Origin of the sequence: Rhodococcus sp. ACS1, assembly GCF_002300155.1 — a bacterium.
Taxonomy (GTDB): domain Bacteria; phylum Actinomycetota; class Actinomycetes; order Mycobacteriales; family Mycobacteriaceae; genus Rhodococcus_F; species Rhodococcus_F koreensis.
The window spans coordinates 241,776-265,523 of record NZ_NSDZ01000013.1; the positions used below are offsets into that span (position 1 = coordinate 241,776).

The 23,748-nt window shown below is 62.0% G+C and carries 23 protein-coding genes; 2 read left to right on the top strand and 21 right to left on the bottom strand.

Annotation, left to right across the window (positions count from 1 at the left end; genetic code table 11):
* Positions 1-34: 34 nt before the first annotated feature.
* The 10 genes from CJ179_RS47380 to CJ179_RS47425 form a co-directional block, all read right to left on the bottom strand.
* Positions 35-1,222 carry an MFS transporter gene (locus tag CJ179_RS47380; protein WP_095866097.1) on the bottom strand — a complete coding sequence of 396 codons (1,188 nt, stop codon included), beginning with the start codon at positions 1,220-1,222 and terminating at the stop codon, positions 35-37.
* 98 nt (positions 1,223-1,320) lie between these two features.
* Positions 1,321-2,082 (bottom strand): SDR family NAD(P)-dependent oxidoreductase, encoded by a 762-nt coding sequence (locus CJ179_RS47385; protein WP_095866098.1) that lies wholly within the window; start codon positions 2,080-2,082, stop codon positions 1,321-1,323.
* 43 nt (positions 2,083-2,125) lie between these two features.
* Positions 2,126-2,335 carry a ferredoxin gene (locus CJ179_RS47390; protein ID WP_095866099.1) on the bottom strand — a complete coding sequence of 70 codons (210 nt, stop codon included), beginning with the start codon at positions 2,333-2,335 and terminating at the stop codon, positions 2,126-2,128.
* 22 nt (positions 2,336-2,357) lie between these two features.
* Positions 2,358-3,545, bottom strand: a complete 1,188-nt coding sequence (locus CJ179_RS47395; protein WP_179377937.1) for a cytochrome P450 — start codon at positions 3,543-3,545, stop codon at positions 2,358-2,360.
* 137 nt (positions 3,546-3,682) lie between these two features.
* Positions 3,683-5,029: an MFS transporter gene (locus tag CJ179_RS47400; protein ID WP_095866101.1), complete on the bottom strand. Its 1,347-nt coding sequence runs from the start codon at positions 5,027-5,029 to the stop codon at positions 3,683-3,685.
* Positions 5,030-5,538: 509 nt separating this feature from the next.
* Positions 5,539-6,330 carry a FadR/GntR family transcriptional regulator gene (locus CJ179_RS47405; RefSeq protein WP_143549067.1) on the bottom strand — a complete coding sequence of 264 codons (792 nt, stop codon included), beginning with the start codon at positions 6,328-6,330 and terminating at the stop codon, positions 5,539-5,541.
* 92 nt (positions 6,331-6,422) lie between these two features.
* Positions 6,423-7,667: an NAD(P)/FAD-dependent oxidoreductase gene (locus CJ179_RS47410; RefSeq protein WP_095866103.1), complete on the bottom strand. Its 1,245-nt coding sequence runs from the start codon at positions 7,665-7,667 to the stop codon at positions 6,423-6,425.
* 39 nt (positions 7,668-7,706) lie between these two features.
* A complete protein-coding gene (locus tag CJ179_RS47415) occupies positions 7,707-9,092 on the bottom strand; it encodes an MmgE/PrpD family protein (RefSeq protein WP_095866104.1) in 1,386 nt (461 codons plus the stop codon).
* Complete coding sequence (locus CJ179_RS47420) at positions 9,089-10,072, bottom strand: CoA ester lyase (protein WP_179377938.1); 984 nt, start codon at positions 10,070-10,072, stop codon at positions 9,089-9,091. The genes CJ179_RS47415 and CJ179_RS47420 overlap by 4 nt, the downstream gene beginning before the upstream one ends.
* On the bottom strand, positions 10,017-10,859 hold the full coding sequence (locus CJ179_RS47425) for an alpha/beta fold hydrolase (protein ID WP_095866106.1): 843 nt from the start codon (positions 10,857-10,859) through the stop codon (positions 10,017-10,019). The genes CJ179_RS47420 and CJ179_RS47425 overlap by 56 nt, the downstream gene beginning before the upstream one ends.
* A 133-nt stretch (positions 10,860-10,992) precedes the next feature.
* Here CJ179_RS47425 and CJ179_RS47430 point away from each other — a divergent pair, with 133 nt between their 5' ends.
* Positions 10,993-11,763, top strand: a complete 771-nt coding sequence (locus CJ179_RS47430; RefSeq protein ID WP_179377939.1) for an enoyl-CoA hydratase/isomerase family protein — start codon at positions 10,993-10,995, stop codon at positions 11,761-11,763.
* Positions 11,764-12,128: 365 nt separating this feature from the next.
* On the opposite strand, the gene CJ179_RS47435 is transcribed toward CJ179_RS47430, so the two are convergent.
* The 7 genes from CJ179_RS47435 to CJ179_RS47465 all read right to left on the bottom strand — a co-directional run bounded on the left by CJ179_RS47435 (position 12,129) and on the right by CJ179_RS47465 (position 18,690).
* Positions 12,129-13,472, bottom strand: a complete 1,344-nt coding sequence (locus CJ179_RS47435; protein ID WP_179377940.1) for an MFS transporter — start codon at positions 13,470-13,472, stop codon at positions 12,129-12,131.
* A 291-nt stretch (positions 13,473-13,763) separates the two neighbouring features.
* Positions 13,764-14,936 carry an acyl-CoA dehydrogenase family protein gene (locus CJ179_RS47440; protein WP_095866109.1) on the bottom strand — a complete coding sequence of 391 codons (1,173 nt, stop codon included), beginning with the start codon at positions 14,934-14,936 and terminating at the stop codon, positions 13,764-13,766.
* Between the two features lie 13 nt (positions 14,937-14,949).
* Positions 14,950-15,837: a CoA ester lyase gene (locus CJ179_RS47445; protein ID WP_095866110.1), complete on the bottom strand. Its 888-nt coding sequence runs from the start codon at positions 15,835-15,837 to the stop codon at positions 14,950-14,952.
* The gene (locus CJ179_RS47450; protein ID WP_095866111.1) at positions 15,837-16,082 is read right to left on the bottom strand and encodes a ferredoxin; all 246 of its coding nucleotides are present in this window, start codon (positions 16,080-16,082) and stop codon (positions 15,837-15,839) included. Before CJ179_RS47450 ends, CJ179_RS47445 begins: the two co-directional genes overlap by 1 nt.
* The gene (locus tag CJ179_RS47455) at positions 16,079-16,519 is read right to left on the bottom strand and encodes a Rieske 2Fe-2S domain-containing protein (RefSeq protein ID WP_179377941.1); all 441 of its coding nucleotides are present in this window, start codon (positions 16,517-16,519) and stop codon (positions 16,079-16,081) included. Before CJ179_RS47455 ends, CJ179_RS47450 begins: the two co-directional genes overlap by 4 nt.
* A 1-nt stretch (position 16,520) precedes the next feature.
* The gene (locus tag CJ179_RS51950) at positions 16,521-17,303 is read right to left on the bottom strand and encodes an amidohydrolase family protein (protein ID WP_179377942.1); all 783 of its coding nucleotides are present in this window, start codon (positions 17,301-17,303) and stop codon (positions 16,521-16,523) included.
* A gap of 286 nt (positions 17,304-17,589) precedes the next feature.
* On the bottom strand, positions 17,590-18,690 hold the full coding sequence (locus tag CJ179_RS47465; RefSeq protein ID WP_179377943.1) for an amidohydrolase family protein: 1,101 nt from the start codon (positions 18,688-18,690) through the stop codon (positions 17,590-17,592).
* A 237-nt stretch (positions 18,691-18,927) separates the two neighbouring features.
* On the opposite strand from CJ179_RS47465, the gene CJ179_RS47470 reads away from it, so the two are divergent.
* Complete coding sequence (locus CJ179_RS47470; protein WP_179377944.1) at positions 18,928-20,097, top strand: acetyl-CoA hydrolase/transferase C-terminal domain-containing protein; 1,170 nt, start codon at positions 18,928-18,930, stop codon at positions 20,095-20,097.
* 13 nt (positions 20,098-20,110) lie between these two features.
* On the opposite strand, the gene CJ179_RS51150 is transcribed toward CJ179_RS47470, so the two are convergent.
* The 4 genes from CJ179_RS51150 to CJ179_RS47490 form a co-directional block, all read right to left on the bottom strand.
* Positions 20,111-20,398, bottom strand: coding sequence for a transposase (locus CJ179_RS51150; protein WP_143549070.1), 288 nt, complete (start codon positions 20,396-20,398; stop codon positions 20,111-20,113).
* A gap of 385 nt (positions 20,399-20,783) precedes the next feature.
* A complete protein-coding gene (locus CJ179_RS47480) occupies positions 20,784-21,230 on the bottom strand; it encodes a helix-turn-helix domain-containing protein (protein WP_257016281.1) in 447 nt (148 codons plus the stop codon).
* A 207-nt stretch (positions 21,231-21,437) separates the two neighbouring features.
* Positions 21,438-22,313 carry an SDR family NAD(P)-dependent oxidoreductase gene (locus CJ179_RS47485; protein WP_095866116.1) on the bottom strand — a complete coding sequence of 292 codons (876 nt, stop codon included), beginning with the start codon at positions 22,311-22,313 and terminating at the stop codon, positions 21,438-21,440.
* A gap of 34 nt (positions 22,314-22,347) precedes the next feature.
* Positions 22,348-23,547 carry a CaiB/BaiF CoA-transferase family protein gene (locus tag CJ179_RS47490; RefSeq protein WP_218834940.1) on the bottom strand — a complete coding sequence of 400 codons (1,200 nt, stop codon included), beginning with the start codon at positions 23,545-23,547 and terminating at the stop codon, positions 22,348-22,350.
* Between the last annotated feature and the right edge of the window lie 201 nt (positions 23,548-23,748).

Here is a 23,748-nt window from a genome sequence, read left to right on the forward strand (position 1 = left end):
GACCCACACTGTGGGATCGATCCTGTCGGCCTCGTCAGCGCGGGCGCGTCGTGAGTGCTCGATACAGGAGAGGCGCAGCGCCGGCAACTGATAGTGCGCCGCATGCTGTGAAGGCGGTCTTGAAGTCGAAGGTGTCGATGGCCCACCCGCCGAAGATCGGTCCCAGGATCTGCCCGAGTCCCACAGGGAGGAAGACCGAGCCGAATAGTGCTGTGGCAACGGATGTCGAGTGCCGGTCGGTCAGGTCTGCGATCAGCGTTGCGGCGGTTCCTGTCATCGTTGCGCCGATGACGATGATGACCACGATCACGACGCCGCGTTCCGGTACGCGGAGGACGGCCGACAGCGAGAGTGCAAACAGCAGATATTGCAGGGACAACGTGATGGTCCGACCCCAGCGTTGTGACAGCCTTTCGAACAGGACACCTCCTGCAAGCATTCCGATTCCGATCGAGGCATACGCGAGGCGTGCATACAGTTGGCCCCCACCCATGCTGCGTTCGAGGCCTGCGACCAAGAATGTCAGACACATCGCAACTCCAAAGCTGAAAATCGCGAACGCAGCCGTCGACCGGGACCAGGCGGCGTCGATCCGCCAGGGAAGCCGGATCTTTTCGTGGGTGCTTCTGTCCACGTGCGGGGCGGTCAGCACCTTCATTGCAGATACCCAGACCACGGCAGCGACGGCGCACTCGATTGCCCACACGGACCGCCAATGTTGTTCAGGCACTGCGCTCGCGAGACCACTGGCCGCGATGAGCCCGATGCCCATGCTGCCGGCCACGAGACCTATGGCCACTCCGCGACGCGCCGGCCACAAAGACGCTGCGATGTTCGGCGCGAGGATCCACGTCATGGCAGCCCCGAAACCGGTCGCGATCAGGCCCACCGCCAAGGCCGACGTGGTGGGCGATACTGCAAGGACACCCAATCCCAGTGTAGTGAGGAAAATTCCAGCTCGAACGGATTGGATCGGTGCCCATCTGGAACCCAACCGAAGGACGAACACAGATCCGAAAAGGTATCCGGTCATATGGGCCATGGCGAGCGCCCCGGCTGTCGAAGCGGATCCTATTTCGCGGCCCAGCATCGCCGGGACAAGGGGGCCGTATGAGAATCGCGCCATGCCCTGTGTGATAGCCGTACACAGTGCAAGGAGTAGGACGGCCGGCAAAGCCGCTTTCGAACCATCGTGGTCGGGGCTATCCATCGAATTCTGCATGGCAGCGGATGGGGAACACTCGCTTGTTCACCCGAGTGATGTCGACTCCGGGTGGGACCCGTGGGTGTCCCACCCGGGTGCCGCCCGGAGTTGCTGGTCTAGTAACCTTTTCCGGCACTCCACCCACCGTCGACAAGTATTGTCGCGCCGTTGATGAAGTTCGCGCCGTCGCCACAAAGAAACGCGACCGCCTCGCCGATATCGTCTGGCTGGCCCCATGTAGCTGCCGGAGTGTTGTCGACAATTGTCTTGGCGAACGCTGCATCTCGGAAATAGTCCGAGTTCAGCGGAGTCTCGATGATTCCAGGAGCGACGGCGTTGCATCGTATGCCCTGCGCTCCCAGCTCGAGCGCTACTGATTTCGTCAACATCTCCAAAGCTGCCTTGGATACGTTGTAGGACGATCGATTCTTGAACCCGAGTTCCGCGGCCACGGAGGTGATGTTCACGATTCTCCCACCTCCCTGCGCGAGCATCTGTGGAACAGTTGCCTTGATCAGGTTGAATGGAGCGGTCAGATTCACGTCGAGTGTGGATTTCCAGCTGCTCAGCGAGTGCTCCATGATGGGCGAAATCGACCGTATACCGGCGTTGTTCACCAGAATTGAGACGTCGCCGAGGCGTTCGGCCACCGCCGCAGGTAACGCAATTGTTTGTGTCGAGTCCTGTAGATCCACACAGAACGCCTCGACCTGCTCGGGGGACGCGTCGAGATGTGAGATCGCCTCCTTCAGTGCAGCTTCGTTGATGTCGACCAACGCCACTCGTGCGCCGAGTGAATGAAGTTTCGATGCGATCGCCAAACCCAGTCCCTGCGCGGCTCCCGTCACCAACGCAGTCCGGCCCTCTAGCGCTGACATGGAGTGCAAGCCTTCCGATGAGCTCGTTCGACGTGGCCGGACATCAGCGACTGATACCCAGCGCTGCCACCGGGCAAATAGCAGCCGCCTCGGTGACCTTCGCTTCGTCGGCGATGTCGCCGGACTCCTTCAATACGATGACGGTCCCGTCCGTCTCGTTCTGATCGAAGTAATCTGGGGCGGCCTCGACGCAATTGCCCGCCCCCATGCACCGTTCGTGAATGACGTCGATGTGAAATGTTTTGTCAGACATTAGTATTCCACTCTCTTCCGTGCTACCAGGTGACCGGTAGTTCTTCTATTCCGTAGATCAGCGCGTTCTTGAAACGCAGTTCGTCGAAGTCGCAGGCGAGCGCAAGCTTCGGAAAGCGCTGCGGCAACTTGGTGAACACAGCCTGTAGTTCGACGCGGGCGAGGGCCTGGCCGAGGCACTGATGTACGCCGTATCCGAAGGCAAGGTGGCGGCGGGCGTCCCTCTTCACATCGAAACTGTGGGGGTTCTCGAACACCGCGGGATCGTGATTCGCGGCGATGATGGGCGCGATCACACCGTCGCCGGCGTGTATGCACGTGTCCCCGATGTCGACGTCTTCCTTCGCCAATCTGAATCCGACATGGTGTGCCACACTCAGATAACGGAGAAGTTCTTCCACCGCACCCGGGACCAATGCGGGATCCTCACGAATCCGATCCCACTGATCAGGGTTCTGCAGAAACACCAGCGTGCCCAGGGCAATCATGTTCGCGGTCGTGTCGAAGCCGCCCACGAGGAGCAGATGCAGCATGTGCTGCAGCTCGGATTCCGTCAGATCACCGGTTTCAAGGTGATCTCGAATCATTCGGCTGACGAGATCCTCCCCGGAACTGCCCTTCCTTTGGTTGATCAATGCGCCGAAGTAGTCCAAGACCTCTGCCCCGGCCGCATCCGACTCTTCGGGCGTACTGTCCAGGCTCATCCACCGGTTGACGCGGTCGAGGAAGAAGTCGCTTCGGTCCGGCGGCAGGTCGAGCATCTGCACGATGATGTTCGCGGGAACGGGTTGAGCAAGGGCTTTCACCAGATCGACCGGACCCGCGGCCCGCTCCATTTCGTCGAAGCAGTCGTCGAGCAGCTGGTCGAGATACGGGCGCAAGCTGCGGACGTGCTTGACCATGAAGTCGGCGGTCAACATCAACCGGTGTCGATCGTGCTCGGGGGGATCCAAACGGGCAAAGTTCTTCTGGCCCGAGCGCTGCGCAACCACCGTCTTGCTGGACTGCGGAAAGCCCTCCGCCGATGTGTCGGAGCTCAGTTGGGTGTTCCCGAGGAGGGTTCGTACGTCGTCGTACCTCGTCGCGAGCCAGGCTGCCGAGCCGTCCCAGAGTTCGACCTTCGTGATAGGGGTCTGTGCGCGGATCTCGTCCAGCGCCGGCGGGGGCTGCAGCGGGCAGGTTCGGGGAAACGGCCACTGGGGTTTGGCCATATCGACTAGCTCCTCAGTCATCGTGCACACACTTCCTCTTAGCCGTGAAGTACGTCATACATACGTACTATAGCGATAAATAGGTTGGGGTTGTCAACGGTCCGTGCAGACCTAATCGACCGGGCTATACCTGGAGATCAGGCGGGCAGAGGCTCGCGTCCGGTCTCACGCATTGCGACACACGCAATAAGCGAGATTGCTGCCGCGAACATGATCATGAAGGCGGGGACATACAGACTGTGGGTGATCGACCCGAGGAGCTGTGCGACGAACGGCGCGCTCCCGCCGAACAGGGCGGCAACCACTCCGACCGCGATTCCCTGACCTGTGTAGCGAAGCTTGGTGGGAAACATCTCGGCTTGGGTGATCAACATCGCGGACGCGGCAAATGATCCGGGTACCACGAGGAGCATCTGTCCGACAAGCGCCAACAGCAGGGACCCGCTGATCATCAACTGGAAGGCCGGAAGGGCAAGTCCGAGAAGTCCGAGAGCACTGACGAAGAAGCTGCGCCGGCGTCCGAATCGGTCCGAGAAGACACCAGTAACGGGTATCAGAACGAGATACGCAGCCGTTGCGACCCCCAACACGATGTACGAGTCCGAGCTGGACAGCCCGACGCCCTTGGTGAGGTAGGTCGGCATGTAGCTCAGAATGATGTAGAAGGCGAGGGTGTGGACGACGCCGATGCCGGCGGCAAGCGCGATCTGGCGATAGTTCTTCCGGACGCGAAGAGTGTTGCGAAGCGCATTCGCATCGCTCGGGTCTTGTGACTGCTGCGCCGCGACGAACATCGGGGTCTCATCCAGTTTGTTCCGAACGTAGAGCCCCACCAATCCCAGCGGAAGCGCGATCAGAAACGGAATACGCCACCCCCAGCTGTGCATCTGATCGTCCGACAGCAGGGCGTTCAAGGCGGATGCGGTGATCAACCCGGCGAGCAGGGCCGCGGTGGTCGATACCTGCAGCCAACTGGTGAGGAATCCGCGGCGCCCGTGCGGCGCGTGTTCGGCGATGAATGCCGCAGCACCCGTCACCTCGCCGCCCGCCGAGATGCCTTGGACGAGGCGAAGCAGAATCAGCAAGGCCGGGGCTGCGATTCCGACGGCGGAGTAGGTCGGTAAGAGACCGACCATGACGGTCGCTACCGTCATCAGATTGAGAATGATCACCAGCGTTCTCTTACGGCCGATGCGATCTCCTACCGCGCCCCAGATCAATCCGCCGGCGGGCCGCGCAAAGAATGCGACCGAGAAGACAGCAAATGTTGACAGCAGTGCGGTGGCGTCGTCTCCTGACGCGAAGAAGACCCCGGCGATCGTCGTGGCGAGAAAGGCGTAGATCGCGAGGTCGTAATACTCGACGAAGGTCCCCACCGAGGCAGCGGCGACCACGCGGACCATGGTTTGTCGATCAGGGGCGGATGTGGGGGTTTCGACACCCAGAATGCCGTGTGCGCTGTCCGTACGTTCTGCATTGCTCATGCTTCAACGGGCCTCTCATGCCGGAAGGAAGTGAGTGAATGACCAGATTCCGCCCGAGCCACGATGTGCGCGCGTTAATGGTCGCCGAATGGGACTCATGCCGAGCCGGGTCGCGAGAGCTGACGGTTTCGTGCTACCACCTGAGATCAGTGGATGTGACACTCACCATACGCGTTAAGTACCCGCATGAATACTATTCTTCGTATATATATTTGGCATCTGCGAAGACGGCCGGCGCAGGTCAACGACGTGCAGACCCTGCACGTTCGAGTGCAGGGTCGTGCGTCGACGGTGAGGTTGCGGGGCGTGCGGTGGTCGCGAGATGAGCTCTCACCCAGGTTGGTGGCACGTGTATCGTGCGCCCTATTCGTATGCTCCGTACGCCAATTTGGGAATGGGCCCCAAACGGGCGAATGGTTACCGGCCGAGGTGTCGGCACGTCGAGCCGCCCACGCAGACGCGATGCGTAGCCAGCGGAAACGGCGCTGGCGCGGACCTCGTGCAGCGTGTTATCCCCAGGTGATCCGGGAATTCAGAAATCCTGGAGCGACGCTTCGGACCCTCTCGACGTAGAAGTCCATGTGGGACCGCATCAGGCTTTCTGCTCGATCCGCGTCACCTGCGAGGATAGCGTCGCCGATCGTCTTGTGCTCCTGGCAGATGCCGGGGCCGGCTGCCGCCCGCGCCACTCCGTCGTTCACGATCCGACTGGTATATAGGTCCTTGAGGGCCGTAGCGACCAGATCGAGCACACGATTGCCGGTCATGGTAGCAAGGACATAGTGGAATTCGTTGGCTGCGTCGATATAGCCGGTCTCGTCCGAGTTACTGGCCTCTTCCGCAGCAAGGGCAGCTCGGAGCCGACGTTCGTCTTCGTCCGAGCGATTCTCGGCAGCCAGACGCGCCACCTTCGGCTCGAGGAACAGGCGGGTCTGTACGAGTTCCTCGATGGTCGCGCCGCGGAGTCCTAGATACAGCGATAGCGTGCGACCTACTTCTCTGGGATCGACGGCCGTGATCTGCGGGCCGCCGCGCGGCCCCAATTTCAGTTTGATCATGCCGTGGGTTTCGAGCAAGCGCAGCGCCTCGCGGACCGAACCACGGCCCACCTGGAATCGGTCGGCCATTGCTTGTTCGTTGGGCAGCCGATCCCCCGGTCCGAGCCGATCCCGGATGATGTCCTCGACCAGCGCATTGGCGATTCGCTCGGAGACTTTGGTTCCACGCGACAGTGGGGCCGCCGAGGGGGCTAGCTGCGCCAGGGGCTCGTCTAGCGCGGAGACTGTGCGATTATTAGCCATACTCCCCAACTTACAGGTAAAGCCGTGGACCACCGGTACACGCAGACAGTGTTGTGATGTCAGTGTTGGGAGGAACTAGCCTAGCGCCCGTTTCATCCGGTGGTAGTCGACACCTGGGCCTCGATGTCGGCGGGGTGCGCGCCCAGGCGATCGCCGCGAACGGTAGAAATATCCTCGCCCTCGAGTACCATTTTGCGGTAGCTCTGGACCTTCGTTCCAGCGTTGATCCCAGCCACGCAGGTCAGGCGTCCATCTGACGAGTAGGCAACGAGAAGTCGGTCGCCGTCCTCGTCGAGGACATCTACTCGGTCGTGGCCGATCGTCGTGCCGATGCTCTGCAGGCGCATCCCGTGTTGATCCGACCAGAAGTACGGAGCACTGGAGAATCCGTCCTCCTCGTGGTCGTCGAGAAGTCTTCGCGCCGCGAACGTTCCTTGCTCGATCGCGTTCGTCCAGTGCTCGACTCGCATTCGTCTGCGGTAGAGCGGATTCCACCAACTGGCCACATCTCCGGCGGCAACGACACCCGACGTGCCCTCTACCGCACACGTGGCATCGCAGCGGACTCCATCGGTGAGGTCCAGGCCGGACGAAGCCATCCACGCGACCGATGGGGCCGATCCGATCGCAACGAGTACGGTGTCCGCTTCGACGATTCGACCATCGCTCAATGCGACGCCGCGGACTTCACCACTTGCACCCTCGACGAGTGCGGACACCGACACCCCGCAGAGCAACTCGACGCCTCGGTCGCGGTGAATCCGGGAAAGGTGGTCGCTGAACGCGGTCCCCAGGACCCGCCCCAATGGGCGCGCGGACGCCTCGAGTACGGTCACTCGTTTGCCCATCGCCCGCGCCACCGCCGCGACCTCGAGTCCGATGAACCCACCGCCAACGATCGCCACGGATGTCGATCCTCGCAACTTTTCGCTCATGAGACGGGAGTCGCCCAGGCTGCGCAGGGTGTACACACCATGCAGAAGGGGGGTGAAGGGGTTCGGTCGGGCGTGTACGCCCGTCGCAATGATCAGGCCATCGAATGGAATGACCGTCGAGCCTGATTCCACGGTGGCAGTCAGCTCGCGGGACTGCAGGTCGAGTCCCTCCAGCCGAGCACCCGTGATCCGTGCTAACCCGAGTTCATCCGGCCATTTGACCTTGACGCTGTCGCTGTCAGCTTTGCCGTTGAGCAGGCCTTTGGATACCTCCGGTCGACGGTAGGGCCCGTGGGGATCTTCATCGACCAGCTGCACGGTTCCGGTAAAACCCGATTTGCGCAGCTGCCGAGCGGCGCTCAAGCCCGCGATCGATGCTCCTGCGATGACGATGTTGTCCACGAGACCCTCCGTTTTTGACAGTATTGAGACGAATGTCGTCTACGAGGCAGCGGTAGCTGTCGGTGCACAGAGCGCTGCTGTGAGATGAGAAACCGGTACGTCCTCGTCGATACTGTCGACAAGGTGTAGAAGTTCTTCGGCGGCGTCCGCGCCGATATGTGCTGCGACATCGCGATGGAATCGTGTGCGAATCTCCGCAGCCTCGGGGAATACGGTGTTCGATACATCGGAATCCAGGGTGATCACGCGATCGATGAGCTCGATTTCGACACGGACCGATCCATCTGTCGAGTTCTCCAGCTCGATCCTTCCGGCCAGCGCAGTGACACCGGAGTCGGCAAAGCAGTCTCGGAAGTAGGTGGCATCGTCGACCGGCGCCCCTGACAAGGCCGCGGCAGCTGTGAACCGCGCCGACATCTGGGCCTGCAGCATATTCGAATAGGGTGGGATCCTGGAGACTCCAGGACTTTCGAGCCCATTGGTCCCTGTGGCCGGTCTGCGAATCGTCACCCTCACGATGTCTCGAACATCGATATCGCCCGGTACCGTGTCGGTGATCAAGGCAATGGTTTCTTGATTCTGCAAGCAGGCGGCGAATCGCTTCGTTCCCACGCGTGTCACGCCGAAGTCGTCACGTGCTCCGACCAGCAGATCTTCGGATCCAGCTGCGCCACCGTATGTTTGGAAGAATCCGAAGTCTCCTTCCAGGCTGAGGTCCGAGGTGATCGCTCCTGCTCTGGCGAGCTGCGCCGCGAGCAGCCCGTTGCGAGCGCCGATGCCGGAGTGAAAATAGGGCTCCATCGTTCCGTCGAATATGCCTTGGTTGACACCGCCGGCCATGTTCGCTGCAATCGCCAGCGCCCGGGAGAGCGCTGTTCGATCGAGTCCCCATACCCCGCCGGCTGCGGCGGCCGCCCCGAACGCACCCATAATTCCGACCGGACGAAAACGTCGCTGCCCGATGCCAGGCGGACTAGCGGCACCGAGTCGACTCACTGCTTCGTATCCCATGATGATGCCGCGCAGCAGATCCGATCCCGATGCCCCGGACATCTCGGCTGCTGCCAGTGCGGCCGGAACGACGTAGGTGCCGGGATGGCTACCTTCGCGTAAACCTCCCGGACCGCAGTCCTCTTTGAGGCTGCTGTGGGCTGCCACCGCATTGACGAAGGCGGCATCCGGACCGCTCAAACGCTGCGTTCTACCGATTACGGCGCAGCTGCCGGAGTCCGCGCTGACGGCATTCCAGGCAAGGACCGCGGGCGGCAGATCTCGACTCGTCATCGACACGCGAATCGTGTGCAACAGTCGCAACTTTGCTGACGAAACGACGACTGACGGCAGCCCGCCCTGCAGCGCTCCGTGCAGCGTGTCTGCGAGCGCTGCACTCAGACCTTCGTCCGTGGGCACCTTAATCGCGGTCATACGCTGGCCACCAGATCGTGCCCGGCACGAACCAACACCAAACTCGCTACGCGATAATCCGGCAGGGTGATCACCCTGCCGGCGAGCACCGCAGCGGGATCGCCTTTCCGTACCGATTCCTCGTAGGCATCACAGATCTCTCTCGCGCGCGCTTGTTGTTCCGCACTCGGCGTCAGGGTTTCGTTGATGATGGGCAGGTGTTTCGGAGAAACAGCGATGCATGCGGTGTAACCGAGGTCCACCCACGATCGAACGAACCTCTGCACTTTCTCGTGATCCTGGTATTCAGGGATCAGAGTGCCGCCAGTGCAGAACAGTCCGTAGGCGGCGGCAGCAATGGCAATCTTCGCCCGCACGTAGTGAGTGGACGGAGCGTAGAGGTCGTCTCCCTCGTCGTTGAACGGGCGAGAGCCCACGTCTGCCGCGTAGTCGACGTACCCGAAATGCAGACCGGCGACGCCATCCTGGCTGGCGATGCTGTCCAGTTCGAGCACAGCACGTGCGGTCTCGATCATCACGTGCAACCCACGGAGCTCACCCGAGGATTCCATCACCGACCGAACCTCGCCGATTTCCTCTGCTGTCTCCACCTTCGGGTAGCTGATGAGAAAATCACCATCGGCGGCGGCGAGTGCGGACAGATCGTCTCGGCCCCACGGCGTCGACAGGTTGTTGACACGAACGATCACGTGTCGCCCGCCGAAGTACTCCGGTGCGCCGAGGGCTTCCACTATTCGATCACGGGCGAGTTCCTTGTTGGACGGCGTTGTGGAGTCTTCGAGGTCCAACATGATCGCGTCGGCGGAGACCGTCGGAACCTTCGACCAGAATTTCTCGTTCAGGATCGGTACCTCGAGGAGGCTCTTCATCTGCGCGTAACGGCGCCGGGCACTTGTCATTGCACATCCTCTGTCTTGGATCGAGTCAGCCGTTCGCGAGGAACTTTCCGAGCACCTCGATGAACTCTTCCGGAGCTTCACGCGGTACGTAGTGGCCGGTGTCGAACCACCGAACCGACGAGTTGGGCATAGCCGCCAGCATGCGACCCACGACCTCCTCATCCAGAACATTGCTCCGTTTCCCAACCATGAGCAGTGTGGGCATGGTCAGGAGCTCCGACATCTTCCACAGGTATTTGACGTCGGGCAGGCTGACGGAGCCGGTGATCCACTGGACGTCAGGGTCCGCCTTCGGCACCAATTTGCCCGCCCAGTTCCGTCGCAGCTGGTGCTCGACGTGGAGGTCGATGAAATCCTCCCGCCACTCCGGATGGAATCCCAGGTAGAACTCCTTCGCCTCTGATTCATTTCGGAATCCGCGCAGGTTGGTTGTCGACTGGATGAAGTCGCGCATCGCGACCGCACCCGACGCGGAGTTGGCTGGGCCCGCGTCGGAGAGCGCAAGTCGAAGCACTGTCTCGGGGCGTTCACCTGCAACCGCAATAGCAACCCGCACGCCTGCCGAATGGCCCACGAGATTGACCGGACCGAGGCCGAGTGCGCTGATGAGCTCGTGAACATCCCGTGCCATCGATTGAACGCGGTAGCCGGCTTTCGACCAGTCACTGTCGCCGTGTCCGCGCATGTCCATCGCGATGACGTGATAGTTGTCTGCGAGTTCGGCCGCAATGGGATCCCACGTGTGGCACTGCACGTTGAGCCCGTGGAGGAGCAGGACCGGCTCGGCAGTCGGGGATCCCCATTCCGTGTAGTGAATGCGAAGTCCATCGACCTCGAGCCAGCCATCCTGGAACCTGTGATGCGGCACGACTTACTCCTTGTCATAAGGCTGCGATTTATACCTATATTACGTACCCTCTGTGTGAGCCTTGTCAACCCCCAGGCATCGAATGCGGTGTCATCCAGGGGTGATACTTGGGCGAGAATCGAAAGGGTGTGTCATGACCGCATTACCGCAGTGGCCGAATGTCGCGGTGTCCCATCGAGGCGGCGTCACGGAGCTGAGGTTTCACACAGACGGTCAATCGCTGGTCTGGAGTGCGGACTCTCACCGCGACTTGACCGAGGCGTTCCGCTGGGTCGGCACGGACCGGGCAACGAAGGTCGTCCTGCTCACCGGAACGGGTGAGACGTTCTGCTCGGAGATCGACGTCCGGGGCTTCGCGGAAATGGACTGGGACGAACTGTGGTGGGAGGGGCGTCGGATGTTGACTGGTCTCGATGACATCGACGTGCCCGTCGTGTCAGCAGTCAACGGACCCGCCACAATCCACTCCGAAATTCCGGTGATGGGTGACATTGTGCTGGCAGCCGACCATGCTCTGTTCGCCGACCGCGCGCACTTCGCAGTCCGCAACACCGTCCCGGGGGACGGAGTGAACATCATCTGGGGCGAGCTCCTCGGTCCGACCAGGTCGAAATACTTCCTCCTCACCGGCGAAGCCATCACTGCGCCCGAAGCCCTCCGACTCGGAGTGGTCAACGAGATCCTTCCCCTCCCCGAGTTGCACGATCGCGCATGGGAGCTCTGCGACGGCTTGGCTGCCCGGAGCCTGCCGGTCCTGCGCTACACCAAGGCAGCGATCACGATCGGGTTCAGGCGCGGACTACAAGAGAACATCAGTCACGGGCTAGGTGTCCAAGGCTCCGGCCACTGGTCGCTTGGCGGCGTCCAGGGAACCCGATATTCCACCGATACACCAAACTCGTAAAGGGTACTCGCGATGGGCGGGAAAGCGGTCGCCTCGCGGGGCGCCCGCACGCCGCCTGTTCGGCCAACGCACATCCACACGCCGAAGTCTGCAGCGTGAAAACGCAGTTCAGCGCGTGGATGTGCGTCCGCCTGTGCCAGCCTTCACGCTCCCTCACTGGCACACACGAGTCACGGGCGGTGAGCCTGCCCGCAACCCAGTCCTCAACTGGCGTAGAACCCGAGGAGACGGCGGCCGAGGGCAGTAACCGTAACGGAAGCCATCTCCTGATCAAGGTCAAGCCGCGATCATCCGCATGGCCGCACCGGAACCTGCTGTGCCGTCGTCCGTCTCCTACGCCGGCTCGCCATCAGGAGGCACACGACTCAGCGCTGCCGCGCGGAGGGCCGGTCAGCGTCCACGGTGGGTGCGGTCACCTCCGCTCCTGTGTGTAGCCGATCATTTCGGATGATCGACACGGCGATGAGTGCGATTATCGCCGCTGCGCACAGATAGAGCGCGGGAGAGTGGTCGTTGCCCGTCGTGCTCACCAGGAAGGTCGAGATGAAAGGCGCGGTCCCACCGAACAGTGCAGCCGCGGCGTTGTATCCGACCGATGACCCTGTTGAACGGACTCGCGTCGGGAACAGTTCGGCCATCGTGGCCACCGAGGTCGACAAGAATATTCCCGCGCCCACCGCGAGGAGAGCCTGGCCGGCGAAGGCGCCCGCCGCCGGCTCACTCGACATCAGGAGGAAGGCGGGATAGGCGGCCACCACGCACCACAACGCCCCGATCATGAGAATTCTGCGGCGCCCCCACTTGTCGGAGGCCTTTCCTCCAAAGGGCAGAACGGCGAGCCCCACACAGCATGCCACCACCGTCGAGGCGAATGAGACGGAAGGTCCCTGTCCGGCAACGACAGCCACATAGGTGGTGGCGTAGGAGAATGCCATGTAGAAGGCGACGGAGTGGAGCGTTCCCACGCCGGCAGTCAGTAGGAGCTCTTTGCCGTACGAGAGTGTTTCCCTCAGTGGTGCGCGGGAGGTCTGGTGCTGGGCCGAGATCCTTGCGAACTCCGGCGACTCCTCGATTCGGAGCCGGATGAATATCGCTATTGATCCGAGCGGCGCGGCTATCAAAAAGGCAATACGCCATCCCCAACTCATCATCTCGTCGTCAGTGAGCAAGGCGGACAGCCCGGTGACCATCAGACTGCCGAGCAGAAACCCGCTGAGGCTCGAAAAGATGTACCAGCTGGTCCCGAAGCCTCGTTGCCCGCGCCGGGAGTATTCCGTCAGGAAGCTCGTGGCGGTGCCGTACTCGCCCCCCACCGCGAGACCTTGAAGCATTCGGCATACCACCAGAGCGACCGTTGCGGTGATACCGATACTGGAGTAGGTCGGAAGCAAACCGACGGCTGCTGTGGCCAGCGCCATGAGCGAGATCATCAGGACGAGAACCGGGGTCCGACCAATACGGTCCGCGAGTGGGCCAAAGATCAATGCTCCGAGTGGCCTCACGAAGAAGGTGAGGCCGAAGAGCGCAAGACTGCCCAAGGTCTGAGCGGTGTGATTGCTTCCGGGGAAGAACAATGCGCCCATCTGCACCGCGAGGAAACCGTAGATGGCGGTGTCATACGCTTCAAAGGCGTTCCCCGAAATGGCACCTATGAACGCTCGGCGGTTTGGACTGGACGTGCCACCATCCGGGTAAGTTTCCTCATTCATGTGCAGTCGCATCCCTTCCATGGGGGTTGTCGATGGACGGTTTCGGACCGGCGGCCGAGGAAGGCATGGGACCGTCCCGCACTCGAGCCTGAGAGGCCGCTGCCCTCACACCTGAACCAAGGCCGTACGGGCCGTGTCGGTCACGTTCGTTGCGCGGCCTTCATTTCGGGTGCATCCGCGATCGGGTGCCGCCGGCGGCCTCGAAACGAGGGTGCACGCCTGTCTGCGCCGACCAACACTCCTCACGCCGGCGCAGACGAGTCGCGAGGTGAGCCTGCCCGCAACCAGCGCCTAAATGGCGTATTGCTCGAGGAGGCGGCGGGCGATCAGGAGCTGCTGGATCTCGTTGGTTCCCTCGCCCAGAATCAGCAGTGGCGCATCGCGATAAAGTCGTTCGACGACGAACTCCTGCGAGTAGCCGTAGCCACCGTGAATGCGCATCGCCTCGACAACGCATTCCTGAGCGGTTTCCGTGGCGAACAGTTTGGCCATTCCGGCTTCGAGATCCGCCCGCTCTCCGCTCGCCTTGCGCTGGGCAGCATCGATTACCATCAGCTCGGCCGCCCTGATCTTGGTACCCATCTGAGCCAGCTTGAGTTGAATCGCCTGATGCTGGCTGATCCTCTTGCCGAACGTTTCACGTTGCTGTGAGTAGCGAATCGCCGCCTCGAACGCAGCTGTCGCCAACCCCACCGCCCGTGCCCCGACATTGACCCGTCCAAGCTCGACAGCGGCCATGAAGTATTTGAACCCCTGGTCCAACCCCGCCTCACCACCGAGTACGGCACCACGGCCGACACGGAAACCGTCGAAGACCAACTCCGTTGATTCGACGCCTTTGTACCCGAGCTTCTTGAGCTGGGGCGGCACGATCAGACCTGGCTGCTCGTGGGCTTCGGCGTCCTTCTCCACGATGAATGCCGTCATTCCGCGGTGCCGGGGCTCGGCGGTCGGATCGGTGACTGCGAGCAGCATGACCATGCCGGCGCGCAGACCGTTGGTCGCCCACATCTTCTGCCCGTCGATTCGGAATCCGTCCTCGGCCTCGGTCGCGCGGGTGCGAATGGCCTGCACATCGGACCCTGCGTGGGGTTCGGTCATGGAGTACGCAGACCGAAGCTCCCCCGTTGCCATCCGCGGAAGGTAGTGATCCCGTTGTTCCTGCGTGCCGAAATTCTCGATCATCCAGGCGGACATGAAGTGGGTATTGACCACGCCGGCCAGCGAAATCCATCCCCTGGAGAGTTCCTTGATCACAAGTGCGTAGGTGACGAGATCAAGACCGAGACCACCGTACTGCTCGGGAATGGTGATGCCGAACAACCCGAGCTCGCGGAGGGTGTCGACCATCGACTCGGGGAATTCGTCCGCGTGGTCGAAATCGGATGCTTTCGGCAGCACATCGCGGTCGACGAAATCTCGGATCACCTTGATGATGTCTTGCTGCTCTGTAGTCAATTCCATTTTCTTGCCCTTCTTAGTGCAATGCGCTGGTGACGGCTGCGTCGTGAGCCGGTTGGATGCCGTTCGGGGTGGGGTGCGCGAGAATCGAACGAGCTCGGCGCGCAACGGGCTCGTCCACCAGTTGGCCGCGAACGACCGCCGTGCCCGACCCTGCGGCGAGTGCCGAGTCGAAGGCCTGCACGACCTCGCGTGCGTACGTGAGCTCGGATTCCGAGGGGCTGAACGCGCGGTTCACCGGGGCGGTCTGACAGGGGTGGATGCATGCTTTGCCGCCGAAGCCGATCGTCCGGGCGAACTGTGATTCGGTGACGAGATCGTCGATTTGTCGCGGCGAGAGATGGACGACGTCGAATGGGGGCCGGATACCAGCAGCTGCGGAGTCCAGGACCAGTGTGGACCGTGCGTGAAGTAGTTCGAACCCATCCGGCCGGGGTTGCCAGCGGAGCTCTGCGCCGAGGTCTGCGCCGCCGAGCATCAGGGCAACCACTCGCGGGTGTTGTGCGATGTCGAACGCCTGCCGCAGCCCCATCGCCGTTTCGATCAGGGCAACGATCGGTACGCCGCTCGTGGAAAGACCACTCATGGTGTCGAGTGAGGCCTTCGGGACGACGACCGCGTCGAGTGTGATGTCTTCCAGGCTGGCGAGGTCTTCTCGTCCCCAGGGTGTATCGAGGCCATTGATTCGCACCAACCGCTTCGCAGCACTGTCATGTTTCGTGAGCACTGTCCGAACGGTGCGGCGGGCCCCGTCCTTCTTGTCGGGTGCGACCGCATCTTCGAGGTCCGCGATGACGCCGTCTGCCGAGCTGACGAGGGCACCTTCGAGCTTGTGTGCGTCGTCACCCGGGGCGAAGAGGAGCGATCTCACGCCGTCGAGTGACTTGTCGGCGCGGATGCTCACTAGTGCGGCTCTCTTGCGATCTCACGGATGCATGCACCGGGGCACACGTCTATGGCGTCGCGGACTTCACCGATCGACGCCTCCGGGACATCGGTGCCGACGCCCGCTCCGCCATCGAGCAAAGGTCTGCCCTCGTCGTCGACGACGGTGGCGAGGCCGGTATCGAGCACTGTGAAGAATCGAGGCGCGATTTGCTCGCACTGCCCAGATCCTGTGCATTCGATCTGATCGACGTAGATTTTCATCGTGCTCCACCTCCGAGTTGGGGACGGTTCAGTGAACAAAAGATTTCTCCGTCGCGGACGGTCGCTTCGAAGACCGGGACGCGACCACGCAGGCCACCGGCGACACTTTCGCCGGTGTCGACGTGAAATTCGTAGGCGTGCCACGGGCACTGCAGAACCAGCCCATCGTGCTCGTACACATACTCGTTCGGGTCGGAAGGAACCATCGTTCCGGTGACTTTCCCGAGACACATCGGTCCGCCCTGATGCGGGCATCGGTTACCGATCGCATACACCTTGTCCGGGGTCCGGATGATTCCCACGTCGCGTCCTTCGATCTGGACAGTGCGAATCGCGTGCATGGGGAAGTCCTCGAGTCGACCCACGAGATGCTCGGCCTTGCGAGCGCTACCCGTGACGACATGCTGTGAGACCGGGGATTGTTGATCGACGCTCATGTCAGACCTCCAACGGGACTGGTCGTGCGAGAGCAGCTGCACCGCTGCGTACGATTCTGTTGGTCCACTCGGCGCCCAGGTGGGTCTCGATGTCAGCCGGCGTATCGCCCTCATGAGGGCTGTGCGATCCGTACACCACGCGGTCGCGAAGCCGCTCGGTGAAGGCGGACTCCCACTCGTCGGTGTCTGCCGCCTCACCGACCGGCCAGGTGCTGAACCACATGTTGTTCAGCACCTGTTCGCTGGGCGGTTCGGTGACCCACGGGATGTCGTGCCGGAAGGTGCGCCATTCCCGATCGAGTCGCCACAGCAAGGACGGCAGCCAGGTGAAGCCGAAACCGGTAAAGATGATGCGAAGTTCGGGGAACCGGACCAATGCACCCTCGTAGGTCAGGCTTGCAATGTTCGACTCGGCCAGATGCGGCATCAGCGTCAACCGCGACAGTGCATTGGAATGCACGCCGCCGGCCAGAGCGGGAGCGCCCGCGTACCGTCCTTCCACTCCGGAGAAATGCACGACGAGAGGAAGATCAGTTTCCACGCAGGCTTCGAAGATCGGGTCCCAAACCTGGGAACCCAGCATCGTCGTCGTCAACGGAAGCGATACGGCGCCGGTGGTATTCGCCGCAGCGCGGCGTCGAATCTCCTGCGCCGACCATGCCGGGTCGGCGGGTGAGACCACCGTAACGGGAAGTGCGGTCGGCGATACCCAGTGCTCCGCGCCGTACGAGTTGATCGCCTCGAGGAACACCCGGGCAGCAACCTGATCAGCCCACCCGTTCACGGTCAAACCGTGGTGAGGAAGGAGGAGGCTGAACGAGTCGGCCTCGCTCTCCGCACCAGTGTGAGTCGGTGGTTCGTGGACGAACCTGTCCGAAACCCGCACATGGTCACCCGCAACGGTGACAGATTCGAGCCACTCGCCCCGCTCGAAATGTTTGCGCCAGGACATAGACATGTGAGGGAACAGATCTTCGTAAGATTCGACCGTCACATGCCGGTCGGTGTCGATAATCATGGTGTCAAGCTCCGTTTCATCCGGTGGCATCGGTGCCAACCCGTAGCTGCCGTCAAGGGGTGGACCGCAGTACCTTGTCGCCGAAGACGTCGACCGCGTTCTCGAAGCAGACACGCGTCCGCATCGCTTCGGGGATCCGCTTGATGACGAAGTCGGGATCATCGGTGTCGTAGTGCGGATAATCGGAGCTGAACAGGAGCATCTTCTCGATGTTCGGAATGCGGAAGAGCGACTGAAGCTCGTCACGTGTGTCGGGTTCGTCGAGTGGCTGCGTTGTGAACGTGAAGTGCTCTGCGACATACGCGCTGGGGAGCTTTTTCACCAGAGGTGCGGCGTCGGGGTCGTTTTCCCACAGGAAGTCCATCCGGGGCAGCAAGCTCGACAGCCAGCTGAACCCCCACTCCACCATGACGACTCGCAGCGTCGGGAATCGCTCGAAGGCACCGTTGGTGATCATGTCGACGACATTTGCGGCGCCGACCTGCGTCAGCACGACGTGTCGTTCACCGTAGGATCTCGGAACCCCGCCCGATGGACCCTGTGATGTGGTGTAGCAGCCTTCGTTCCCAGTCTGGTGCAGAACAATCGGCAGGTTCATCTCGCAGGCCGCTTGATAGACGGGGTCGAACCAACGGGAACCCATCATCTGTTCGTTGAGCAGCAGTTGCACTCCGATGACGCCGATTTCGCCGCCACGGCGACGAATCTCCTGTGCAGCGAGTTGCGGATCGTGGGGGGATACGCTGATCGCGAGATTGAAGCGGGAATCGTAGTCGACCCAGGTTTCCAGGAAGTAGTCGTTGACTCCCGAGCAGAAGGCACCCGCCGCCGACGGGTCACTCCACGTTGTCACTCCATACGGCTCTTGTGGGAGCAGCAGAGCGGAGGCGACGCCGAAGGGAGTCATGTGGTCTTCGAGTGTGAAGTCTCGATCCGACCCGGCCGGCCCTCCGGACTCCGGTACGGCATCCATCCGGTAAGTGCGGTTCGGATGGTTGTACCGATCTCGGGCACGTGCGTACATTCGAGCGCCGCGCGTCTCGAAGTGGCGGCGCCAGGACGACGAGACGTAGGGGTAGATGGATTCGACACTCTTGACCAGTGGGTGCACGTCGCAATCGACGAGTGGCGGTCGTTCTTGTTGGATGGTCACGCTTGATGGAACCTTCCCCTGCGGTGCCGCCTTGCGGTGCATTTCACCGAGACAGACATATAAACCGTTCTATACGTATAATAAGGGTATACGATTGATTCTGCCCTGAAAAGGCCCAATACCGGAGGATGCATGCCGCTCCATATCGATGCCGGCCATCTCGAGGCTGCTCGCACACTTCTTCGCAATCGCAGCCGAGCGCGAGTTCTCGTGGCGATGTCGCCTCAGCAACCCGACATGCTTGTTGCTGCCCTGATCAGCGCTGCCCGGCAATCGGGTGTCGACTTGGAGCTGATCGTGGCGGACCTGACCGGCACATTTCAGTTTCTCGACGAGGCCGGCGTTTCCGATCTCACCCATGGGCACTCGCGCGTGACATCGATCGCCGGGTCTGTTCCACGGACACTGAGTCCGTACGTTGATCACCTGCCGAACTCGCTGTGGGATACCGATCGTTTGATCGCGGGTGGCGAGCTGTCGATCGACATCGTTGTGGCACGGGTCGTGCAGGGGCCACGGCCGGATCGAGTGTCACTCGGACACATGATCGGCTACACGAGTTCCGCTCTGGCCTCATCCGCTGTTGCTGGATTCGAGGTTGTCCCGGAAAGCGCCGGTGCACTTGCACCCTTCGATGTTGCGACCGATCGCGCGAGCGTGCTCGTGTCGGCGTCCGCTCCCGAGCGCGCAGTCCCGAAGAGATCGTCCATCACCGATGAGCAGGCGCAGATTGCCCGTCACGTCGCATCGCTGGTGCCCGATGGGGCTACTGTTCAGATCGGACTCGGAGCTGTGCCGACTGCCGTGATCGATGCACTGCAGGGAAAGTCCGACCTCGGGGTGCACTCGGGGATAATTCCCGGTCCCCTTCATTCTCTGATGAAGTCCGGCGTTCTCACCGGGAGCCGGAAGTCGAAGGAGCGGGGACTTCATGTGGCGACTGGAGTGCTGTCCCAGGGGGTTCGGGACACCGAGTGGGACGATTCGCTGCACTTGGCGCCCATCTCTGAAACGCATTCTCCGGCCAAGCTCCTCGAACAGCAATGCCTGTGGGCGATCAACTCTGCCTTCGAGATCGATCTCACCGGTCAGGTCAACGCCGAGTACGCAGGGGAGGTTCGGATTGCATCGGGTGGTGGACAAACGGACTTCCTGCGCGCCGCGCACATCAGCGAAGGCGGAGGATCGGTGCTCGCCCTCCCCTCTCGCACACACACCGGGGCTTCTCGAATCGTTGCCTTCACCGATTCGCACAAACGGGTGACATCGTCCGGCAACGATGTCGACTTCGTCGTCACTGAGTTCGGCATCGCCGTCCTTCGAGGCAAGAGCGCCGATGAACGCCGCAAGAATCTGACAGACGTCGCCCACCCCGACGATCGCCGCCGCCTGCGGTGCGCCGACTAGTAGACAGTCGCGGCTAAGTGTTGGGATATAGGTGGCGGAGTTTGATGCGGGCGTCGTCGGTGGTGAAGTGCCACTGGACCTGGCGTTGATCGGCGTTGGTCTGTCGTTGCCAGGCGGCGAGTTCGGCGTTGAGTGTCTCGAGGTCCTCGATGCGCCGGTCCAGACACTGGCGGGTCAGCACGGAGAGTTCGATCTCGGCGATGTTGAGCCACGAGCCGTGTTTGGGGGTGTGGTGGATCTCGAGCCGCTGCGCGAGCGCGAACGCCTCGGCCGGCTCGAAGGCCTCGTAGAGCGATCCGATGCCGTGAGTGCCCGAGGTTGTCCATCACCAGCACCACCGTCTCTGCGTCGGGGTAGTCCACGCACAGAAGGTCTTTGACCTGTCCGGCCCAGTCGATCTTGGTGCGCCGGGGCCGGGCATCGGCACGCCGCCATCCGGCCAGGGGCTCGACCCAGCAGAAGATCGAGCAGGTCCCGTGCCGCACGTACTCGCCAGTCCTCCGTCAGATCGCGTCCCGGGCCTGCCGGGATCGGGTCACGCGCGTGAGCGAGGAGCTGGTAGGGCTTTTCGTCCATGCACACCACCGGCCGCATCGGGTCGTAGATCCGGGCGTAGACCGACAGGATGTCTTCCATGCGGGCCGCGAACTCTGCGTTGGCCTTTGGTGGGATGGTCCAGCACTTCTTCAGGTGAGGACGAAGTTTCGTTTTTTTAAGACCCGGCCGATGGTCGAGTGGTCCAGGTCGGGGATGTCGTCGACCAAGGCGACGTGTTTCTCCAGCAGTCGCAGCGACCACCGCGACCGACCCTCGGGCGGCTTCGAGCAGGCCAACGCAATCAACCTGGCCTCGATCTCCCCCGTGATCTGCGAGGGCACCGGTGGGAGGTCACGCTGCTTGCGACCGATCGTGGCCTCCACGTCCCGACCGGTCTCAGCGAACCGCTTGGCCACCAGCCGCAACGTCTCGCCTGAGACCCCCAACCGTGCTGCGATCACCTCCTTCTCATCAACCACCCCGACCGAGGTGTCCAGCGCCAGCAACACCCGGGCCCGCCGGATCATCGAGGCCGGATGCACCCCGGTCGTGGTCAACCGTTCCAAGAACTCACGATCAGCCGAGCTCAACGTCACCGGACGCTTCTTCTGCGAAGGCAGTGACAACAGTCCTGACCGGCAGAGGGGAAGGGGAAGTCTGCCGCCCCAACCTTGCAACGAAAACAGGCCAGAACTAAGCAGCGACACGCTACTAGCGTGACAGGCTCGTGAGCCAGACGGACTCGAACAGCACGTGGGGCCTCTGCTGATGATCAGCAAAGGCCCCACGGCGGTGTCGAATACTCAGCCGGACGTGCTGTAGCTGCCGACCGATCCAGCGAGGTAGGGGAGCATCACGATCGGCATCACCTCCGTGGTGCCGGCATCTACTGCCACTGTCGCTGCCGTGACATAGCGTGATTCGGGGCTGGCGAAGAACAGCGCTGTGTATGCGACATCCCACGCAGTGCCTTCGGTGCCGCTGAGGCCGGCCTGCGCGCGCATTTCCCGCGCATTGACCTCCCCGTCCCAACCTGCACCGCTGTAGCCCAGACCCATGGGAATTGCGACGTGTCCGGGAGCGACAACATTGATACGAATGCCTGCCCGACCATGGGTGAAGGCCATAGATTTCGCCATGCCGATCATCCCGGCCTTCGCCGCCGAGTACGCGACACCTGCACCACCGCGGAGACCCGCGATGGAACCGATCATCACGATCGACCCGCCCCCTGCCTGTCGCATGTGAGGGATAGCGGCATCGCACATCAATTGTGCGCCGCGAAGGTTGATGTCGACCACCCGCTGCCACAACTCGTCGGACGTAGTCGACTCGTCCGGAGCGATCGCCGCGTTGTTGACCAGAACATCGACAGATCCGAACCGCTCCACAGCAAAATCCGCTGCACTCCTACACATGTCGGGAACGGTGATGTCCGCAATCGCCACCTCGGCCGTTCCGCCCACGGCCCTCACGGCGCGCAGCGTGTGTTCTGCGCGCCCCCGGTCGACATCCACGACGAGAACCTGCGCACCCTCGAGAGCAAAGAGAATCGCCATCGCTGCGCCTGTACCGGCAAGCTCTCCGTGGGATCCGGCCCCGGTGACAATCGCGGTGCGGCCCTGGAGCCGGCCGTTCCGCGAGAGTTCCGGGAGGATCAGTTCCGATGCGTCCTGCATGATTTACCTCTCTGCAACTGGTGTTGCATCGTTCTCAGATGACGCCGGCCGCAGAGAGGCGCTCGATCTCGTCCGACCCGCGACCGAGGTAGTCACCGAAGACAGCCTTGTTGTCAGCGCCGAGGGCCGGCGCGGTGTGCCGCACTGCGCCGGGGTGGTTGGTCATTCTCGGGATTACACCCTGCATCTTGACGGTTCCCAGGTCGGCGTCGTCCACCTCGACGACATTTCCTCGCTCCCGGAAGGTCGGATCGTCGAGAATGTCCTTGACCGTGTAGATCGGTGACGCAACGACGCCCAGCTCGATCATGGTCTTGGTGCATTCAGCCAGGGGACGCTTCGAGATCCATTCGGCAACCAGACCATCGAGGCGCTCCCGCCGCTCCGCCTGCATTGCCGAGGTGGCGTAATCCTCGGCCGGTTCACCGACAAGCTCGGCGACGCTACGGACGGAGCGAGGGGTACCGGAGGTCACCGTCAGCCACTGGCCGTCCCCGGTCTTGAAGGTGTTGATCACGGCGGCGGGTGCCGCAGCCAGCCGGTTGCCGACACGTTCCGGAATCTCGCCCAGCTGATCGTAGAAGATCACCTGCCACTCGATGAGTCGGAAGAGACCGTCGTACAGTGCCAGGTCGATCCATTCGCCCGCGAAATCGGGGTCGTGGTCTCGTCGATACAACGCGGCTTGGATCGCGAACGCGCCCATCAATCCGGTCACCGAATCGCCATGCGAGAACCCGGTATGCACCGGAGGCCCATCGGGAAAGCCGGTGATGTTGACGACGCCGCTCATCGCTTCCCCGACCTTGCCGAACCCAGGCTGGTCGCGGCGAGATGAAGTTGCACCGTAGCCGGTTACCTGCAGAACGATGATCTTCGGGTTCACAACCTGCAGTGAGGTGTAGTCCAATCCCCACTTCTCGAGGGTCGACACTCGAAAATTCGTGATCACGACGTCGGCCCACTCGGTCAGCTCCCGAGCGATCGCGCGGCCTTCCTCCGTGCGGAGGTTCAGCGTCACCGACTTCTTGTTTCGCGCCGACACCTTCCACCACAGGTGCGTTCCCTCCTTATGCGGGCCCGCCGCGCGTTGAGGATCACCGATACCCGGGTCCTCGACGTGTACGACCTCCGCGCCCAGATCGGCCAGCAACGTTCCTGCCAACGGACCCGCAATGACATGCGCGAATTCGACGACCTTGAGACCAGCCAAGGCTCCTTCTGATCCAGCCACGAGCACCTCCATTAAACGTTGTGAACCCCGTAATCAGTCTTACTATATGTATAAATCGTATACATAGTCAATGGATCCTGCGGGTTCGTCGGGGCATGGGATCCACGCTCGGCGGACAAAAGCCGATTGGACTAATACATGCAACTGGTGCCCGCCTCTCGCCGCCGAATCGGACCCATTTGTTTGAATTGGAGAGGATGC

What these genes read in the sequence shown, in the direction of transcription:
- CJ179_RS47395 (WP_179377937.1), bottom strand. Translation starts at nt 3,545, where the DNA reads ATGGCCAAACCCCAGTGGCCGTTTCCCCGAACCTGCCCGCTGCAGCCC.
- CJ179_RS47450 (WP_095866111.1), bottom strand. Translation starts at nt 16,082, where the DNA reads ATGAAAATCTACGTCGATCAGATCGAATGCACAGGATCTGGGCAGTGC.
- CJ179_RS47455 (WP_179377941.1), bottom strand. Translation starts at nt 16,519, where the DNA reads ATGAGCGTCGATCAACAATCCCCGGTCTCACAGCATGTCGTCACGGGT.
- CJ179_RS47385 (WP_095866098.1), bottom strand. Translation starts at nt 2,082, where the DNA reads ATGTCAGCGCTAGAGGGCCGGACTGCGTTGGTGACGGGAGCCGCGCAG.
- CJ179_RS47380 (WP_095866097.1), bottom strand. Translation starts at nt 1,222, where the DNA reads ATGCAGAATTCGATGGATAGCCCCGACCACGATGGTTCGAAAGCGGCT.
- CJ179_RS47400 (WP_095866101.1), bottom strand. Translation starts at nt 5,029, where the DNA reads ATGAGCAATGCAGAACGTACGGACAGCGCACACGGCATTCTGGGTGTC.
- CJ179_RS47430 (WP_179377939.1), top strand. Translation starts at nt 10,993, where the DNA reads ATGACCGCATTACCGCAGTGGCCGAATGTCGCGGTGTCCCATCGAGGC.
- CJ179_RS47470 (WP_179377944.1), top strand. Translation starts at nt 18,928, where the DNA reads ATGCTTGTTGCTGCCCTGATCAGCGCTGCCCGGCAATCGGGTGTCGAC.
- CJ179_RS47440 (WP_095866109.1), bottom strand. Translation starts at nt 14,936, where the DNA reads ATGGAATTGACTACAGAGCAGCAAGACATCATCAAGGTGATCCGAGAT.
- CJ179_RS47415 (WP_095866104.1), bottom strand. Translation starts at nt 9,092, where the DNA reads ATGACCGCGATTAAGGTGCCCACGGACGAAGGTCTGAGTGCAGCGCTC.
- CJ179_RS47390 (WP_095866099.1), bottom strand. Translation starts at nt 2,335, where the DNA reads ATGTCTGACAAAACATTTCACATCGACGTCATTCACGAACGGTGCATG.
- CJ179_RS47485 (WP_095866116.1), bottom strand. Translation starts at nt 22,313, where the DNA reads ATGCAGGACGCATCGGAACTGATCCTCCCGGAACTCTCGCGGAACGGC.
- CJ179_RS47405 (WP_143549067.1), bottom strand. Translation starts at nt 6,330, where the DNA reads ATGGCTAATAATCGCACAGTCTCCGCGCTAGACGAGCCCCTGGCGCAG.
- CJ179_RS47435 (WP_179377940.1), bottom strand. Translation starts at nt 13,472, where the DNA reads ATGAATGAGGAAACTTACCCGGATGGTGGCACGTCCAGTCCAAACCGC.